Source organism: Aquamicrobium soli (assembly GCF_042646345.1).
GTDB classification, from domain to species: domain Bacteria; phylum Pseudomonadota; class Alphaproteobacteria; order Rhizobiales; family Rhizobiaceae; genus Mesorhizobium; species Mesorhizobium soli_A.
In genome coordinates this window covers 123,481-141,294 of record NZ_JBHRTK010000028.1, presented here as the reverse complement: position 1 = coordinate 141,294, position 17,814 = coordinate 123,481, and the positions used below count along the sequence as shown (strand labels likewise).

At 64.8% G+C, this 17,814-nt stretch carries 17 protein-coding genes; all 17 read left to right on the top strand.

The window, feature by feature from the left end; genetic code table 11:
* Positions 1 to 138 precede the first annotated feature (138 nt).
* Complete coding sequence (gene lepA / locus ACFOHJ_RS21120; protein ID WP_378224413.1) at positions 139 to 1,953, top strand: translation elongation factor 4; 1,815 nt, start codon at positions 139 to 141, stop codon at positions 1,951 to 1,953.
* 112 nt (positions 1,954 to 2,065) lie between these two features.
* Positions 2,066 to 2,245, top strand: a complete 180-nt coding sequence (locus ACFOHJ_RS21115; RefSeq protein WP_378224410.1) for a hypothetical protein — start codon at positions 2,066 to 2,068, stop codon at positions 2,243 to 2,245.
* A gap of 8 nt (positions 2,246 to 2,253) precedes the next feature.
* Positions 2,254 to 2,694 (top strand): Fic family protein, encoded by a 441-nt coding sequence (locus ACFOHJ_RS21110; protein WP_378224407.1) that lies wholly within the window; start codon positions 2,254 to 2,256, stop codon positions 2,692 to 2,694.
* Positions 2,695 to 3,007: 313 nt separating this feature from the next.
* Positions 3,008 to 3,385: a hypothetical protein gene (locus tag ACFOHJ_RS21105; protein ID WP_378224404.1), complete on the top strand. Its 378-nt coding sequence runs from the start codon at positions 3,008 to 3,010 to the stop codon at positions 3,383 to 3,385.
* Positions 3,386 to 3,554: 169 nt separating this feature from the next.
* Positions 3,555 to 5,732 (top strand): malate synthase G, encoded by a 2,178-nt coding sequence (locus ACFOHJ_RS21100; RefSeq protein ID WP_378224402.1) that lies wholly within the window; start codon positions 3,555 to 3,557, stop codon positions 5,730 to 5,732.
* Positions 5,733 to 5,809: 77 nt separating this feature from the next.
* Positions 5,810 to 6,487, top strand: coding sequence for a tRNA (adenosine(37)-N6)-threonylcarbamoyltransferase complex dimerization subunit type 1 TsaB (tsaB, locus tag ACFOHJ_RS21095; RefSeq protein WP_378224399.1), 678 nt, complete (start codon positions 5,810 to 5,812; stop codon positions 6,485 to 6,487).
* Complete coding sequence (locus tag ACFOHJ_RS21090; RefSeq protein ID WP_378224397.1) at positions 6,487 to 6,996, top strand: GNAT family N-acetyltransferase; 510 nt, start codon at positions 6,487 to 6,489, stop codon at positions 6,994 to 6,996. Before tsaB ends, ACFOHJ_RS21090 begins: the two co-directional genes overlap by 1 nt.
* Positions 6,993 to 7,802: a lysophospholipid acyltransferase family protein gene (locus ACFOHJ_RS21085; protein WP_378224395.1), complete on the top strand. Its 810-nt coding sequence runs from the start codon at positions 6,993 to 6,995 to the stop codon at positions 7,800 to 7,802. The genes ACFOHJ_RS21090 and ACFOHJ_RS21085 overlap by 4 nt, the downstream gene beginning before the upstream one ends.
* Positions 7,803 to 7,845: 43 nt before the next feature.
* Entirely contained in the window at positions 7,846 to 9,267 is a 1,422-nt protein-coding gene (gene miaB / locus ACFOHJ_RS21080) for a tRNA (N6-isopentenyl adenosine(37)-C2)-methylthiotransferase MiaB (protein WP_378224392.1), read from the top strand.
* 83 nt (positions 9,268 to 9,350) lie between these two features.
* Positions 9,351 to 10,343, top strand: a complete 993-nt coding sequence (locus ACFOHJ_RS21075; protein WP_378224390.1) for a PhoH family protein — start codon at positions 9,351 to 9,353, stop codon at positions 10,341 to 10,343.
* A gap of 193 nt (positions 10,344 to 10,536) precedes the next feature.
* Positions 10,537 to 11,031, top strand: a complete 495-nt coding sequence (gene ybeY / locus ACFOHJ_RS21070) for an rRNA maturation RNase YbeY (RefSeq protein WP_378224389.1) — start codon at positions 10,537 to 10,539, stop codon at positions 11,029 to 11,031.
* Positions 11,032 to 11,059: 28 nt separating this feature from the next.
* Positions 11,060 to 12,133, top strand: coding sequence for a hemolysin family protein (locus ACFOHJ_RS21065; protein WP_378224387.1), 1,074 nt, complete (start codon positions 11,060 to 11,062; stop codon positions 12,131 to 12,133).
* 222 nt (positions 12,134 to 12,355) lie between these two features.
* Entirely contained in the window at positions 12,356 to 13,228 is an 873-nt protein-coding gene (locus ACFOHJ_RS21060; RefSeq protein WP_378224385.1) for an EamA family transporter, read from the top strand.
* 78 nt (positions 13,229 to 13,306) lie between these two features.
* Positions 13,307 to 14,896, top strand: coding sequence for an apolipoprotein N-acyltransferase (gene lnt, locus ACFOHJ_RS21055; protein ID WP_378224384.1), 1,590 nt, complete (start codon positions 13,307 to 13,309; stop codon positions 14,894 to 14,896).
* A 123-nt stretch (positions 14,897 to 15,019) separates the two neighbouring features.
* On the top strand, positions 15,020 to 15,436 hold the full coding sequence (locus ACFOHJ_RS21050) for a helix-turn-helix domain-containing protein (RefSeq protein ID WP_378224382.1): 417 nt from the start codon (positions 15,020 to 15,022) through the stop codon (positions 15,434 to 15,436).
* Between the two features lie 268 nt (positions 15,437 to 15,704).
* Positions 15,705 to 16,982, top strand: coding sequence for a methionine adenosyltransferase (metK, locus tag ACFOHJ_RS21045; protein ID WP_378224379.1), 1,278 nt, complete (start codon positions 15,705 to 15,707; stop codon positions 16,980 to 16,982).
* Between the two features lie 63 nt (positions 16,983 to 17,045).
* A complete protein-coding gene (gene trmB / locus ACFOHJ_RS21040; protein ID WP_378224377.1) occupies positions 17,046 to 17,756 on the top strand; it encodes a tRNA (guanine(46)-N(7))-methyltransferase TrmB in 711 nt (236 codons plus the stop codon).
* Positions 17,757 to 17,814: the final 58 nt, after the last annotated feature.

Here is a 17,814-nt window from a genome sequence, read left to right as displayed (position 1 = left end):
GTCTCCTTTGGCTTCCGAACGCTTCGCACTATACGATAGCAGCACGGCGGCATCGCCTCACATTCCTGTGTGGGGTAGGCACGCGCCCGAACTGCCGCCGCTTGCCGGGGAAAGCCGCCCCTGCTAAAGCCCGCGGCCATGACAACACCCATTTCCCATATCCGCAACTTCTCCATCGTCGCCCATATCGACCATGGCAAATCGACGCTCGCCGACCGGCTGATCCAGATGACCGGCGGCATGGACGCGCGCGAGATGGCCGGCAAGGAGCAGGTCCTCGATAACATGGATATCGAGAAGGAGCGCGGCATCACCATCAAGGCGCAGACCGTGCGCCTGAAATACCGCGCAAAGAACGGCGAGGACTATGTCCTCAACCTGATCGACACGCCCGGCCACGTCGACTTCGCCTACGAGGTGTCGCGCTCGCTGGCCGCCTGCGAAGGCTCGCTGCTGGTGGTCGACGCCAGCCAGGGCGTCGAGGCGCAGACGCTCGCCAACGTCTACCAGGCCATCGACAACGACCACGAGATCGTGGTGGTGCTGAACAAGATCGACCTGCCCGCCGCCGAGCCCGAGCGCATCAAGGAGCAGGTGGAGGAGGTCATCGGCATCGACGCCAGCCAGGCGGTGATGATTTCGGCCAAGACCGGCATCGGCATCGAGGGCGTGCTGGAGGCGATCGTCAACCAGCTGCCGCCGCCGCGCGAGGGCGACGCCTCGAAGCCGCTGAAGGCGATGCTGGTCGACAGCTGGTACGACGCCTATCTCGGCGTCATCGTGCTGGTGCGCGTCATCGACGGCGTGCTGAAGAAGGGCCAGACGGTGCGCATGATGGGCACCGGCGCCAAGTACCTGGTCGAGCGCACCGGCGTCTTCACGCCCGCCCGCGTTCCCGTCGACGAGCTCGGCCCCGGCGAATTCGGCTTCATCACCGCCTCGATCAAGGAAGTGGCCGACACCCGCGTCGGCGACACCATCACGGAGGACAAGCGCCCCACCGAAAAGGCGCTGCCGGGCTTCAAGCCGGCGCAGCCGGTGGTGTTCTGCGGCCTGTTCCCGGTCGACGCCGACGACTTCGAGGATTTGCGCGCCGCCATGGGCAAGCTCAGGCTCAACGATGCCTCGTTCTCGTTCGAGATGGAAACCTCGGCCGCGCTCGGCTTCGGCTTCCGTTGCGGCTTCCTCGGCCTGCTGCACCTGGAAATCATCCAGGAGCGGCTGGAGCGCGAGTTCAACCTCGACCTGATCGCCACCGCGCCTTCGGTCGTCTACAAGCTGAACCTCTCCGACGGCACGCAGAAGGAACTGCACAACCCCGCCGACATGCCCGACGTGATGAAGATCGCCTCGATCGAGGAGCCGTGGATACGCGCCACCATCCTCACCCCGGACGATTACCTCGGCTCGATCCTGAAGCTGTGCCAGGACCGGCGCGGCATCCAGGCCGACCTCTCCTATGTCGGCAAGCGCGCCATGCTGGTCTACGACCTGCCGCTGAACGAGGTGGTGTTCGACTTCTACGACCGGCTGAAGTCGATCTCCAAGGGCTATGCTTCCTTCGACTACCACCTGACCGACTACCGCGAGGGCGACCTGGTCAAGATGTCGATCCTGGTCAACGAGGAGCCGGTCGACGCGCTGTCGATGCTGGTGCACCGCACGGCGGCCGAAAAGCGCGGCCGCGTCATGTGCGAAAAGCTGAAGGAACTGATCCCGCACCACCTGTTCAAGATCCCGATCCAGGCGGCGATCGGCGGCAAGGTGATCGCCCGCGAAACCATTTCCGCCCTGCGCAAGGACGTGACCGCCAAGTGCTACGGCGGCGACGTCTCGCGCAAGCGCAAGCTTCTGGACAAGCAGAAGGAAGGCAAGAAGCGCATGCGCCAGTTCGGCAAGGTCGACATCCCCCAGGAAGCGTTCATCCAGGCGCTGAAGATGGGGGACAATTGACGCTGTTCTAAATTTGATCGAACGCAACGGAAAGACAGTTGGCAACGTCGCAACCCTCGCGCATGCTAGAGTGTATAGTGATTTGCAGCCGACAAGCTGTTGGAGAATGGTGATGACGGACGCACTCAAAAAATTGATTGAAGCAACTCGGACATTGGACCAATCGGCCCGTGAGAGAGAGCAGCAACGCCGAAGTTTCGCTTATGGGAATACCAAGTTTGAGAATGATCGGATCACTCGTGAGATGATTGATCGACAGGCGGAGCTTCTCGATCAAAGCGCCAAACACTGAGGCGATAGGTGACGGATCAAGTCCAGCGCCACAGTAAAGCGTTCGAAGCCGAGCTTCTATCCGATCCTCAAGCGAAGGCTGAGGCCGAGGCTAGAAACGGTCTTCGCCAGTTTGACTATGGCATCCAAATTGTTCATCAAGCATTAGAGCGCGGCTCCTTCAAGCTGCGACCTTCTCTCATCCTTGCGCTTCAGCGCGAGGCTCTTACGGGCATCAGCGCGTATGCTGGCAATTTCCGGCCAGCTGGCGTCGAAATTGTCGGTAGCAAGCATAAGCCTGCTGAGGCTCATCTTGTCCCTGAACTGATCGAAGAGCTGTGTGACTACGTAAATGACAGTTGGAAAGTAAAGACCGCCATCCATTTAGCGTCTTATGTTATGTGGCGATTGAACTGGGTCCATCCTTTGCGGACGGCAATGGTCGCACCTCGCGTATTCTGTCTTATGTAGTACTTTCAATTCGCGCCCATAGTGTTTTTCCCGGAACGCCAACCATTCCTGAGCAAATCGTCGACAATCGGAATCCTTATTTCGATGCGTTGGACGCAGCGGATGAGGCGTGGACCGACGGTCGCATTGATCTTTCTAAGATGGAAGAACTTCTCTCTGGAATGCTCGCGAGGCAACTTACGAACGCTTATGAGAGTGCTGGCGGGACAGTGTGAGAAGCGCAGAAATCAATCGCTTATGTGCTTGTGTGTCGCCTAACAATTCCTGTGCCTCCTCTTTCATGGCATGATCAAGCCTCAACGCTGGGCCTGCCATGATTCGCTTTGTCGTCATTGCCCTGGTTCTCGCTGCTTATGCCGTTCCGGGCGCCCGCGCTGCCGATATGCATTTCTATCTGAAGAACCGCCGCCACCATGCCGTGGCGGTCGAGCTGTTCGGGCAGGACCGGCAGAAGGTGTGGCCGGGCGGCGGCAAGGCCTACTTCCTCGATGCGCGGGAGAAGAAGTCGGTGCCGGTGAGCTGCATTGCGGGCGAGCGCATCTGCTTCGGGGCGTGGAAGGTTGGCGACGACGGCGTCGCCTTCGGCGTCGGGCCGGACAACGACCGGCCGCCTTGCGAATATTGCTGCTTCCTGTGCGTCGAAAAATCCTCGCGGGATATCAGCATTTCCAAGCCCGCGGACGGCGATTGAAGCGGCCGCCGGCGCGCTGGCGCACTTTCTTGGGCCAACGGCTTGATCCCAAGGTACCAACTGCTTGATCCCAAGCGGAATTGACCACACCTTCCCGTCGTGGCAAAGCCCCCCTCACATGAATTGACGAGGCCGGTACCGACGGCCGGAAGGTTTTGGAGACTGCGAAATGACTGATGAACGTATCGAAATCGCCGGGCTGCGGATTGCGCGCCAGCTTCACGACTTTGTCGTGAACGAGGCGCTGCCGGGCACCGGCGTGAAGGCCGATGCGTTCTGGAACGGCCTTTCGGCCATCGCCCACGACCTTACCCCCAGGAACCGCGAACTGCTCGCCACTCGCGACGCCATGCAGGCCAGTCTCGACGCGTGGTATCGCGAAAACGGCGCGCCGGTGGACATGGAAGTCTACAAGGCTTTCCTGAAGGAGATCGGCTACCTGGTGCCGGAAGGCCCGGCTTTCAGCGTCACCACGACCGGTGTCGATGCCGAGATCGCGGCGGTTGCGGGCCCGCAACTGGTGGTGCCGGTGATGAACGCGCGTTATGCGCTCAACGCCGCCAACGCGCGCTGGGGCTCGCTCTACGATGCGCTCTACGGCACCGATGCCATCGCCGAGACGGGCGGCGCCGAAAAGGGCAAGGGCTTCAATCCCAAGCGCGGCGAAAAGGTCATCGCCTGGGCCAAGGCGTTCCTGGACGAAAGCGTGCCGCTCACCACCGGTAGCTGGGCCGGCGTCAGCGGGCTTTCGGTCGCGGGCGGCAGCCTGAAGCTTGCCGCCGGCAGCGGTTCGACCACGCTTGCGGACCCGAAGAAGTTCGCGGGCTATCGCGGCGATGCGGCCAATCCGGAGACCGTGCTCCTGGTCAACAACGGCCTGCACATCGAGATCGTGATCGACCGCGAGAACGCCATCGGCCGGACCGATCCGGCCGGCATCGCCGACATGATCCTGGAAGCGGCGCTGACCACCATCCAGGACTGCGAGGATTCGATCGCCGCCGTCGACGCCGAGGACAAGGTGGTGGTGTACCGAAACTGGCTCGGCCTGATGAAGGGCGACCTCGCCGAGGAGATCACCAAGGGCGGCAAGACGTTCACGCGCAAGCTCAACGCCGACCGCACCTATACGGCGCCCGACGGCGGCCAGCTTGTCCTGCATGGCCGTTCGCTGATGCTGGTGCGCAATGTCGGCCACCTGATGACCAACCCGGCGATCCTGCTCAAGGATGGCTCGGAAATCCCGGAAGGCATCATGGATGCCGCCGTCACGGCGCTGATCGCGCTGCACGACGTCGGCGAAAGCGGCGCGCGCCGCAATTCGCGCACCGGCTCCATGTATGTGGTCAAGCCGAAGATGCACGGCCCCGACGAGGTTGCCTTCGCCGTCGAGATTTTCGCGCGGGTCGAAAAACTGCTCGGCATGGCGCAAAACACCATCAAGGTCGGCATCATGGACGAGGAGCGGCGCACCACCGTCAACCTCAAGGAGGCGATCCGCGCCGCCAAGGACCGCGTTGCCTTCATCAACACCGGCTTCCTCGACCGCACCGGCGACGAAATCCATACCTCGATGGAAGCCGGGCCGATGATACGCAAGGGCGACATGAAGCAGGCGGCATGGATCGCCGCCTATGAGGACTGGAACGTCGACACCGGGCTCGAATGCGGGCTGGTTCGCCACGCCCAGATCGGCAAGGGCATGTGGGCGATGCCGGACATGATGGCGGCGATGCTGGAGCAGAAGATCGCCCACCCGAAGGCCGGCGCCAACACCGCTTGGGTGCCGTCGCCCACGGCCGCGACGCTGCACGCCACGCACTACCACAAGGTCAACGTGCAGGCGGTGCAGGAGAAGCTGAAGAGCCGGCCGAAGGCAAAGCTGGACAATCTGCTGTCGGTGCCGGTGGCGACGCGCCCGAACTGGTCGCCGGAAGACATCCAGGCCGAACTGGACAACAACGCGCAGGGCATCCTGGGCTATGTGGTGCGCTGGATCGACCAGGGCGTCGGCTGTTCCAAGGTGCCGGACATTCATGATGTCGGCCTGATGGAAGACCGCGCCACGCTGCGCATCTCCTCGCAGCACATCGCCAACTGGCTGCGCCACAAGGTCTGCTCCGAGGAGCAGGTGATGGAGACGATGAAGCGCATGGCCAAGGTGGTGGACCGCCAGAACGCCGGCGACCCGCTCTATCGCCCGATGGCGGCGGATTTCGACGGCTCGATCGCCTTCCAGGCCGCCTGCGACCTGGTGTTCAGGGGCCGCGAGCAGACCAACGGCTACACCGAGCCGTTCCTGCATGCGCGCCGGCTGGAACTGAAGGGTGAGAAGCGGTCCGCGTAGCGGACGAAAAGCCCTCGAATGGGCTTTTCGAGCGACGAACGCCCGGAGCCATAGCGGAGGGTGCGGATAGGCACCAAATGAGAGTTCTCCTCGCTGTCGATTGTTCGGCAAATCTGTGTGCGGCCTGCGTCTATGACGCGAGCGCGCAAAGGGAACTTGGCCGCGCCGTGCTCGACCTCGGCAAGGGCCACGCCGAACATCTGATGGCGGTGATCGCCGAGGCGCTGGAGAAGGCCGGCATCGACTATTCCGGCCTCGGCGCCCTGGCTGTATCCGTCGGCCCCGGCTCCTTCACCGGCGTGCGCGTCGGCGTCTCCACCGTTCGCGGCCTGGCACTGGCGCTAAAGATTCCGGCGGTGGGCGTCACCACGCTGGAGGCGCTGGCCGAGGAAACGCGCGGGAAATTCCCGGGCCGCGCCGTGCTGGTGGCGCTCGACGGCGGGCGCGAGGAAATTCACGCCGCCCTCTACGACGAAGCGATGACCCTGCGCTATGGTCCGGCGGTGGCGACACTGGCGCAAATGACGGAGATGGCCGTGGCCGATACCCCGGTGCTGTCCGGCACTCTGGCCGGAAAGATCGCGGCCGCGGCGGGCGGATCGTTCGAGTTCGGGCCGCTGGCGGCGACGGCCGATATCGCCGTCTATGCCCGGCTGGCGGCCGGGAAGGAACCGGGCGAAAAGCCCCATCCGCTCTATCTGCGCGCCGCCGATGCCAAGCCGCAGGCCGGCTTCGTCCTGCCGAGGGTTTCGTGATGCGTATTCCCTTCCTTTCCGCAGGCCGGAAGGAATTCGTGGTCGAGCCCCTGGCCGAGGCCGACAGCAACGCGCTTTCGCTCCTGCACCGTGAGGATTTTTCCCGGCCCTGGAGCGCGGACGAATTTTCCTCGCTGCTTGAACAGGACACGGTATTCGGCTTCGGCGTGCGCGAAGTCGGCCACGGCGCCAAGGCGCCGGTTGGCTTCGTGCTGGCCAGGCTGGCGGCGGGCGAGGGAGAAATCCTCACCATCGCGGTTGCCCGCTCGCATCGCCGGCTGGGCCTCGGCTGGCGGCTGATGGATGCGGTGCTGCGCGAGCTGCATGGCGAGCGCGCCGAGGCGCTTTTCCTGGAGGTGGACGAGACCAACGCGCCCGCCATCGCCCTTTACCGCCGTTTCGGCTTCCAGGAGGTGGGCCGGCGCGCCAACTACTACCATTCGGCCGAACACGGGCCGAGCGGCGCGCTGGTCATGCGCCGCGAACTGCGCCAGCGAAACGACCGATGATCGCAAGGGTCCGGGCTTTTCTGGCACTGGCGTTCATCATGGCGGCGACGCTCGTGCTGGCGCCGTTGCAGGTCGTCGCGCTCAAGACCGGCTGGTGGCGCGAGACACGGGTGCTGCGGCTTTGGCACCGGGCGCTGCTGAAAGGGCTCGGCATTCGCGTTCATGCGACGGGCACGCTTTCCGACAAGCGGCCGCTGCTGGTCGCCTCCAACCACCTGTCCTGGACCGATATCCTGGTGCTCGGCTCGCTGGCCGACGTGAATTTCATTGCCAAGTCCGAACTCGAGGGCTGGCCGCTGCTCGGCTGGCTGTCGAAACTGCAGCGCACGGTGTTCATCGAGCGTGAGCGCAAGCGCAAGTCGGGCGACCAAGCGAGCGAGATTGCCGTGCGGCTGGGCAAGGGCGATGCGATGGTGCTGTTTGCCGAAGGGACGACCGGCGACGGCAACATGCTGCTGCCCTTCAAGAGCACGCTGTTCGGCGCCGCCTCGATGGCCGTCGCCGAAGGCGCGGCGAGCGAGGTCTACGTGCAGCCGGTGGCGATCTGCTACACGCGCCTGCATGGCGTTTCCTTCGGCCGCCGCGACCGGCATTTCGCCTCGTGGATCGGGGACGAGGATCTGGCTCCGCATGCGCTGGCGCTTCTGCGCGAGCGGGCACTCGACGTGGAAGTGCATTTCGGCGAGCCGGTCGTGTTCTCGAAGGGGGCGAGCCGCAAGGAAACCGCCCGGCTGGTCGAACAGCGCGTGCAGGCGCTGATGGAGAAGGCCCTTCGCTATCCGCAGCCCGCCCTGCCGCGAAAATAGAATCGTCTGTTTTTTGTCATGGAAAGGCGTTAGAAGCCGCCGCATGGAACTGGAAAATAGTGTGGCGGTCCGAAACGAGGGCCGGACGGGCGAGAAGGCGGCGGTGGCGGAGACGAAGAAGGTTTTCGTCAAGACCTATGGCTGCCAGATGAACGTCTACGACTCGCAGCGCATGACCGACGCGCTGGCGGCCGACGGCTATGTGGCGACAGACGCCATCGGCGAGGCCGACCTGGTCCTGCTCAACACCTGCCACATCCGCGAGAAGGCAGCCGAAAAGGTCTATTCCGAGCTTGGCCGCATCCGCGACATGAAGGCCGAGCGGGCGCTGGAGGGCAGGCAACTGACCATCGGCGTCACCGGTTGCGTGGCACAGGCCGAGGGCGCCGAGATCATCCGCCGCGCGCCCGCCGTCGATCTCGTCGTCGGCCCGCAGACCTATCACCGCCTGCCGGACGTGCTGGCGAGGGTCCGCGACGGCGGCAAGGTTGTCGAGACGGATTATGCGCTGGACGACAAGTTCGAGCATTTGCCGCAGCCGAAGCCGGCCGAGATCATCAAGCGCGGCGTAACGGCGTTCCTGACCGTGCAGGAGGGCTGCGACAAGTTCTGCACCTTCTGCGTCGTGCCCTATACGCGCGGCTCGGAAGTGTCGCGTTCCGTGGCCCAGATCGTGGCCGAGGCCGAGCGGCTGGCGGCGGCCGGCGTGCGCGAGGTGACGCTGCTCGGCCAGAACGTCAATGCCTGGCACGGGCAAGGCCCGGACGGCGGCGAATGGGGCCTGGGACGGCTCCTGTTCCGGCTGGCCGAAATCCCGGGCATCGCCCGCCTGCGCTACACCACCAGCCATCCGCGCGACATGGACGACGAGCTGATCGAGGCGCACCGCGACCTCTCCACCCTCATGCCCTATTTGCATCTGCCGGTGCAGTCCGGATCGGATCGCATCCTGAAGGCGATGAACCGCCGCCACAAGGCGAGCGACTACCTGCGGCTGATCGAGCGCATCCGTGCCGCCCGCTCCGACATCGCCATGTCCGGCGACTTCATCGTCGGTTTCCCCGGCGAGACCGAAGCCGATTTCGAGGACACGATGACGATCGTGCGCGAGGTCGGCTACGCCTCGGCCTTCTCCTTCAAATACTCGCCGCGCCCCGGCACGCCGGGCGCCGAAATGAACGACCACGTGCCCGAGGCGGTGAAGGATGAGCGCCTGCAACGCCTCCAGGCGCTGCTGGTGGAACAGCAGCAGGCTTTCAGCGTTTCCATGGTCGGCCGCACGATCGAGACCCTGATCGAGAAGCCGGGCCGGCAGGCCGGCCAGAAGGTCGGTCGCTCGCCCTGGCTGCAGCCGGTAATTGTTGATGAAAAGGCCGGTGAAATCGGTGACATTATTCCAGTGCGAATCACGGGAACGGGTTTCAACAGCCTGCACGCCGAGCCGGTTGCGGAAGCTGCGGAGTGACGGATTCGCCGCATGAGGAGAGACGCTTGAGCCCAGCCGAGATCAAGGCTTTACCCGTCCAGGCTCCGTCAGGGGCGTCCGACATGGCGCACATTGTCCTTGCCTTCGACGACAACAAGCTTGCCAGCGCGCTTTACGGCCAGTTCGACGAGAATCTGGCGCGGCTGGAACAGAAGCTCGGCGTCGATATCCGCTCGCGCGGCAACCAGTTGACGATCAAGGGCTCGGCTCCGGCGGCGGAGCAGGCGCGCAGGGCGCTGGACAGCCTCTACGAGGTCTTGCAGAAGGGCGGCGAGATAAGCCCGTCCGACGTCGACGGCGCGGTGCGCATGTCGGTGGCCGTGGACGACCAGTTGACGCTGCCCACGCTGGAGCGCAGGGGCAAGATGGCGGCGGCCCAGATCGCCACGCGCAAGAAGACGATCTATGCCCGTTCGCCCAACCAGGACGCCTATATGCGCGCGCTGGAGCGGGCCGAACTGGTGTTCGGCATCGGCCCGGCCGGCACCGGCAAGACCTACCTGGCGGTGGCCCATGCGGCGATGCTTTTGGAGCGCGGCCTGGTCGAGCGCATCATCCTGTCGCGGCCGGCGGTGGAGGCCGGCGAGCGCCTCGGCTTCCTGCCCGGCGACATGAAGGACAAGGTCGATCCCTACCTGCGGCCGCTCTACGACGCGCTCTACGACATGATGCCGGGCGACAAGGTCGAGCGGGCGATTGCCGCCGGCGTCATCGAGATCGCGCCGCTGGCCTTCATGCGCGGCCGCACGCTGGCCCATGCCGCCGTCATCCTGGACGAGGCGCAGAACACCACGCCGATGCAGATGAAGATGTTCCTGACCCGGCTTGGCGAGAATTCGCGCATGATCGTCACCGGCGACCCGACCCAGATCGACCTGCCGCCCAACACGAAGTCCGGGCTGGTGGAGGCGCTGCGCATCCTCGACGGCATTTCCGGCGTGGTGACGGTGCGCTTCAACGATGCGGACGTGGTGCGCCACGCGCTGGTCGCCGAGATCGTCAAGGCTTACGACCGCGACGGCAAGGTGTCGCGCGGCCTCGGCGTCGAGGGCTGACCCCGGCCTATGGGATTGAGATCGGTGATTTCACGATCGCTGCCCCCACCCCTGACCCCTCCCCACAAGGGGGAGGGGAACACCCACCGTTGGCCTCCATTTCTGAAGCGCGAAACGGTTCCGGAATCCCCCTCCCCCTTGCGGGGAGGGGTCAGGGGTGGGGGTATTCGCCGCATGCGACTGGCCAAACTCCATGGCGGATAATCTCCTTTCGCCCCCGCTCGACATCGAAGTTATCGTCGAGGCGGGGCAGTGGCCGGCGGAGACGGATCTGGCCGGATGGGTCGAGCGCGCGACCGCGGCCGTGTTCGCGGAGATCGGCGCTTGCCGCCCGGGACATTCGGAACTCGGCGTCACCTTCACCGACGACGCCCATATCAGCGTGCTCAACGCCGACTGGCGCGGCAAGCCAAAGCCGACCAACGTGCTTTCCTTCCCGGCCTTTCCCGAGACGAGGGAAGGCCCGCTGCCGCCCATGCTGGGCGACATCGTGCTGGCCGCCGAAACGGTGGCCGCCGAAAGCGAACTGGAAAACAAGCCGCTGGAGCACCATATCACGCATCTTGTGGTCCATGGTCTTCTGCACCTGCTCGGGCATGACCATATGACCGACGCGCAGGCCGACGAGATGGAAGCGATCGAGCGCGCGGCGCTGGCGAGGCTTGCCATTCCCGATCCCTACGCGTAACACCGATGGACCAAGTGACCGGACGACGATGAACGACAAAGCAGAGATTGCCGCGCAGCCCGCGCCTGGCAACCTGATCGGAGCCCCCGATCAGCCCGACGACGAACCCGGATCGAGTACCGCGTCCGGCAGCGCTTCGGGCGACCACCACGCTGCCGGCCCTTCGCTTCTGCAACGCGCGCTGGGCCTGTTTCGGCAACGCAACGGCACCTCGCTGCGCGAAGAGATCGCCGACGCGCTGGCCGAGACGGCGAGCGACGCGGAATCGTTTTCGCCCGGCGAGCGCGCCATGCTCAACAACATCCTTCGGCTGCGCGAAGTCCGCGTCGAGGACGTGATGGTGCCGCGGGCCGATATCGAGGCGGTCGAGATCGGCACCTCGCTCGGCGACTTGCTCGGGCTTTTCGAGCAATCCGGCCATTCGCGCATGCCGGTCTATTCCGAGACGCTGGACGACCCGCGCGGCATGGTCCACATCCGAGACGTCCTTGCCCACATCACCAAGGTCGGCCGCGTCAAGAAGGGCAGGGCGACCAAGAAGGCGCCGGCCCCGAGCGTGCTCGACTTCGCCCGGGTCGATCTCACCCGCAGCATCGACGACCTCAACCTGATCCGCCCGGTGCTGTTCGTCCCGCCGTCCATGCTCGCTTCCGAGCTGATGGGCCGCATGCAGGCGACGCGCACGCAGATGGCGCTGGTCATCGACGAATATGGCGGCACCGACGGCCTCGCCTCGCTGGAGGACATCGTCGAGATGGTCGTCGGCGACATCGAGGACGAGCACGACGATGACGAGCCGATGATTACCCAGGCCGGCGACGGTGTTTTCATTGTCGACGGCAAGGCCGAAATCGAGGAAGTCGCCCAGATGATCGGCAGCGATTTCAGCCCCGGCGAGCACGGCGATTCCGTCGATACCATCGGCGGCATGATCTTCAACACGCTGGGCCGCGTGCCGGCGCGCGGCGAGGTGGTGCAGGCGATCCCGGGCTTCGAGTTCCACGTGCTCGACGCCGACCCGCGCCGCGTCAAGCGCGTGCGCATCGTTCACAGCGGCAAGGCCGAGCGCCGGCGCCGCGCGGTGCGCGCGGAGCAGGCCTGAGCCCGGGCAGGGGCCGCAAGCCCTCTTGCGGCGGTGCTGCCGGACGGGCTAGAAACGATCATCGACTGAGTGACAACTAGGGTTCCGGGTGGCTGCCGGCCGCTGCTGGTCCGAGCGTTGTAGACCCCGCGCCACATGGCGCGGCTGCACCCAAGGGATAAAAGCCCAGAGGCGGAGACGTCGAGACTTGAACGCCGTGCCGAGGCACGGTCTGGAGGTCTCATGTCCTATGCCGCCCTTTCCCTCGTCGTGCTTGCCGCCTTCATCCACGCGGCATGGAACCTCCTTTCCAAGCGCGCTGCGCTTGCAGGACCGAGTTTCGTCTTCGCCTATAATCTGTTCTGCTGCGTGCTTTACGCGCCCTGGGCGCTGTGGATTCTCGCGCGGGGCGAGATGGCATGGAACCTGCCGGTCGTCGGCTGCATCCTGCTCACCGGCGTGGTCCATCTCGCTTACAGCCTTTGCCTCCAGCGCGGCTACCAGGTGGCCGACCTCTCGGTCGTCTATCCCGTGGCGCGCGGCATGGGGCCGACGGTCTCCACGCTCGCCGCCTTCCTGTTCCTAGGCGAGGCCCCGACGTCGAACGGCATTCTGGGACTGCTCTGCGTCGTCGTCGGCATCGGCCTCATTTCCACGCAAGGCAACCTGGCCATCTTTCGCCGCCCCGGCGGGCTCACGGGCGTGCGGTGGGGCGTCGTCACCGGCATGCTGATCGCCTGCTACACGGTGGTCGACGCCTATGGGGTCAAGGTGCTCGCCATCCATCCCGTCGTCCTCGACTGGTGCTCGAACTTCCTGCGTTTCGCTTTCCTCGCCCCGCTCATGCTGCATGACAGCCATGGCGCGCTGAAGCGGATGCGGGGAAAATGGCGTCTTGCCGTTGGCGTCGGCCTGCTGTCGCCGCTGTCCTACATATTGGTGCTGATGGCGCTCTCGATGCAGGCGCCGCTCAGCATCGTTGCGCCGATGCGCGAGATGTCGATGATGGTCGGCGCGCTGTTCGGCATGGTCATCCTGCAAGAGCCCGTCGGCCGGTGGCGGATCGTCGGCTGCTTCATACTCATCGTCGGCGTGATCCTGCTCGGCGCCGGATAGACAGGCGCTGACCATTTGGAGCATAGGCCGGCGCCTGATAAATCTTGTCGCCGTGATTCGCGCGACGTGGACAGCTTGATGCAGCGCCTTTCCGGCCGGATAATTCTGCTCTGGGGCTGGCGCCGCTCGCTGGTGGCCTTCCTGGCCGGCGCCCTGGCAGTCCTGGCGCAGGCGCCTTACGATTTCTTCGCCGCCTGCTTCGTCTCCTTCCCAGTGCTGGTGTGGCTGATCGACGGCGCGACGGCGGAGCCGTCCGCCGGTTGGCTCGGGCGCTTGCGGCCGGTGTTCGCCGTCGGCTGGTGGTTCGGCTTCGGCTATTTCCTTGCCGGCCTGTGGTGGATCGGCGGCGCGCTGCTGGTCGAGGCCGATAGTTTCGCCTGGGCCCTGCCGTTCGCGGTGCTCGGCATCCCGCTCATGCTCGCCTTCTTTTACGGCTTCGCCACGGCGGTGGCCCGGCTTTTGTGGAGCAGCGGCATCGGCCGCATCGCCGCGCTCGCCGTCGGTTTCGGCTTGGCCGAATGGCTGCGCGGCTTCCTGTTCACCGGCTTTCCCTGGAACGCGGTGGGCTATGCCGCGATGCCGGTGCCGCTTCTGATGCAGAGCGTTTCGGCGGTCGGCATGGTCGGCATGAACGCGCTCGCCGTGTTCGTGTTCGCCTTGCCGGCGCTTTTGGCCGACCGCCGCCATCTTGCCGTCGGCGGCGCGCTGTTTGTCCTGATCGCCGCCGCCCATGTCGGCTTCGGCTATGTGCGGCTTACGCAGAAGGCGGAGCCGGCAACGCAAAGCCTCGACGTTCGCATCGTCCAGCCCAATGTCGACCTCGCCGAGAAATGGGACGCTTCGGTGCGCGACCGCATCTTTTCCGACCTGGTGGCGCTGTCGACGAAAGCGCCGGAACCGGACCATGCCAGGCCACAGCTGGTCCTGTGGCCGGAAACCTCGGTGCCGTTCCTGTTCACCGAGCGCCCGGAGGCGCTCACGGCCATCGGCGACATGCTGGACGAGGGCCAGATGCTGCTTGCCGGCATCGTGCGCGAGGAACCCGGAGCGACCGCCGCCGACAGCCGCTATTACAATTCGGTCGTTGCCATCAACGACGGCGGCGAGATCGTCGACGCGGTCGACAAGGTCCACCTGGTGCCCTTCGGCGAATACCTGCCTTTTTCCGATCTCCTGCGCCGTTTCGGCCTCGTCCAGCTCGTCGCCGGGCCGATGGTTTTTTCGGCGGGCAACGAGCGCCATTCGATCCAGGTGCCGGGCGGCATCCGGGCACTGCCCTTCATCTGTTATGAAGTAATCTTTCCCGAGCTGGTGGCAGTTGACGCAGCGTCAACTCAGCTTATTGTAAACGTTACCAACGATGCGTGGTTTGGCGATACGCCGGGTCCGTATCAACATTTCAGGCAGGCTCAGCTTCGTGCAGTGGAAAATGGATTGCCTTTGCTGCGTGCTGCCAACAACGGGATCTCTGCCGTGGTGGATGCCAACGGTCGTATTGTTGACGCATTGGGAGTGAATGCCCATGGAACTATGGACATACATGTGCCGATAGCGCGGCAGACGGTGGCAACGGCTAACCAACGGCGTGTTAACGGTTTTCTGATAATGGTCCTGCTCGCTCTCGTGGCCGCCTCGCTGAACGTAAGGCAAAGACTACGGATGAATTGACAGCGATTATATTAGAAATTCATATTATAATGGATGGCGTGGGGAACCCGATTGCCCGCTGGGCGGAACCGGACGGTCGGGGCGGAAAACACAAAAATTGCCGGGAAGCTCGGCGAGGACGAAATGATAGAACAAAACAAGAAGAAGCCGAACCCTATCGATGTTCACGTAGGAAGCCGGATCAGACTTCGCCGCAACATGCTTGGCATGAGCCAGGAAAAGCTGGGCGAAAATCTCGGCATCACCTTCCAGCAGATACAGAAATACGAGAAGGGGACCAACCGGGTCGGGGCCAGCCGCCTGCAGGCGATCGCCTCCATCATCGACGTGCCGGTGGCCTTCTTCTTCGAGGATGCGCCGGGCCAGGAAAGCACCAGCGGCCGTGGCTTTTCCGAGGACCCTTCGACTGCTTTCGCCGTCCAGTTCTGCTCGACGCCGGAGGGCCTCCAGTTGAACCGCGGCTTCGTCAAGATCGCGGATCCGAAGGTTCGCCGCCGGATCATCGATCTGGTCAAGTCGCTGGCCGACGACGCCGACTAACTGCCGCGCCATCGCCCGTGTCGCCTCGAACGATTGAAACGGGCCGCTGGACCAAAAAGTCCGTTGGCCTGTCGCAAATCCTTCGCGATCTCGCGGGGATGGGCGCCGATGCGGCGTCGCCGCCGGCCCGGGCGCGGTTTTGGAACGTCGTTGCGCCATATGGGCCCAAACGCGGCAAAGCTTGCTTGACGAGCGGGCTTGGCCCCCGCTAACAGACGTTTCGCCACGTCGGCGGTCTGCCGATCGTTTTCGAGAGGGGACACCCGTTATGCGGCAGAATTACTACTTCACTTCCGAATCGGTTTCCGAGGGCCATCCCGACAAGGTCTGCGACCGCATCTCCGACGAGATCGTCGACCTGGTCTATCGCGAGGCCAGGAAGACCGGAATGGACCCCTGGGACGTGCGCGTCGCCTGCGAGACGCTGGCGACCACCAACCGCGTCGTGATCGCCGGCGAGGTTCGGGTTCCCGACTCGCTCCTGAAGAAGGACAAGCAGGGCAACATCCTCACGGATGCCGAGGACTTCCCGATCATCAATCCGACGAAGTTCAAGGCTGCGGCGCGCAAGGCCATTCGCGAGATCGGCTACGAGCAGGCTGGCTTCCACTGGAAGAAGGCCCGCATCGACGTGCTGCTGCACGGCCAGTCGGCCGACATCGCGCAGGGCGTCGACAATGCCTCCGACAGGCAGGGCGACGAAGGCGCCGGCGACCAGGGCATCATGTTCGGTTATGCCTGCACCGAGACGCCGGACCTGATGCCGGCCCCGCTCTATTACAGCCACAAGATCCTCGAACTGATGGCCGCCGCCCGCCATGCCGGCGAGGGCGACGCCGCCAAGCTCGGCCCAGACGCCAAGAGCCAGGTGACGGTCCGCTACGAGAACGGCCGTCCGGCCGCGGTCACGCAGATCGTCGTCTCCACCCAGCATCTCGATGAAAGCTGGGATTCCCGGAAGGTCCGCCAGGTCGTCGAGCCCTATATCCGCGAAGCGCTCGGCGATCTGCCGATCGACGACGACTGCAACTGGTACATCAACCCGACAGGCAAGTTCGTCATCGGCGGGCCCGACGGCGATACCGGCCTTACCGGCCGCAAGATCATCGTCGACACCTATGGCGGCTCGGCTCCGCATGGCGGCGGCGCCTTCTCGGGCAAGGACACCACCAAGGTCGACCGCTCGGCCGCCTATGCGGCGCGCTACCTCGCCAAGAACGTGGTCGCAGCCAAGCTGGCGGATCGCTGCGCCATCCAGCTCTCCTACGCCATCGGCGTTGCCCAGCCGCTGTCGATCTATGTCGACCTCTACGGCACCGGCAAGGTCGACGAGGGCAAGCTGGAGGACGCGCTGCGCAAGGTGATGGACCTGTCGCCGACGGGCATCCGCCGCCATCTCGACCTCAACAAGCCGATCTACGCCAAGACCTCGGCCTATGGCCATTTCGGCCGCAAGGCCGGCCGCGACGGTTCCTTCTCGTGGGAACGGACCGACCTCATCAAGGCGCTCAAGGAAGCGCTCAGGGAAGAAGCCGTCGCCGCCTGAGAAAAACGCGCCGTGCAGGCTTTGCCCGCGCGGCGCCTAGCTGCTGTCGGACCCGGAAGCCCGATGAGTTCAGAGACCTCCCATTCCAGGCCGAGCCGGTCGACCGAGGCCTTCTACGGGCGTCGGCACGGCAAGGCCATCCGGCCGCAGCAGGCGGCAGCGCTGGAGGCCGGGCTCAAGGCCTACGGGCTCGATCTGGCGCGGCCCGCGCCGGCCGACCTGCGCACCCTGTTTGCGGCGGAGGTCTCCGCCGTGCGGCTGGAGATCGGCTTCGGCGGCGGCGAGCATCTTCGCCATGAAGCCACGTCCAACCCGCGCACCGGCTTCATCGGCGTCGAGCCGTTCGTCAACGGCATGGCCAAGATGATGACCGCCGCGACCGCCTCCGGCCTTGCAAACCTGCGCGTCCACGACGACGACGCCACCCAATTGCTCGACTGGTTGCCGCCCGCTTCGCTCGATGGCATCGACCTTCTCTATCCCGATCCGTGGCCGAAGAAGCGGCATTGGAAGCGCCGCTTCGTCAGCCGGGTCAATCTCGACCGTTTTGCCCGCGCGCTGAAACCGGGCGGCGTTTTCCGCTTCGCCTCGGACATCGACAGCTACATCAACTGGACGCTGCTTTTCTGCCGCGCGCACGAGGCTTTCGAATGGCAGGCGACCGAGGCCGCCGACTGGCACCAGCCCTATGCCGGATGGCCGGGCACGCGCTACGAGGCGAAGGCCATCCACGAAGGGCGCCGGCCCGCCTACCTGACGTTTCGGCGCCGCTGACGGCGCCCCGCCCGGCCGCCGCCGATTCCGGCAACATTGTGTTGACAAGCCTCGCCGG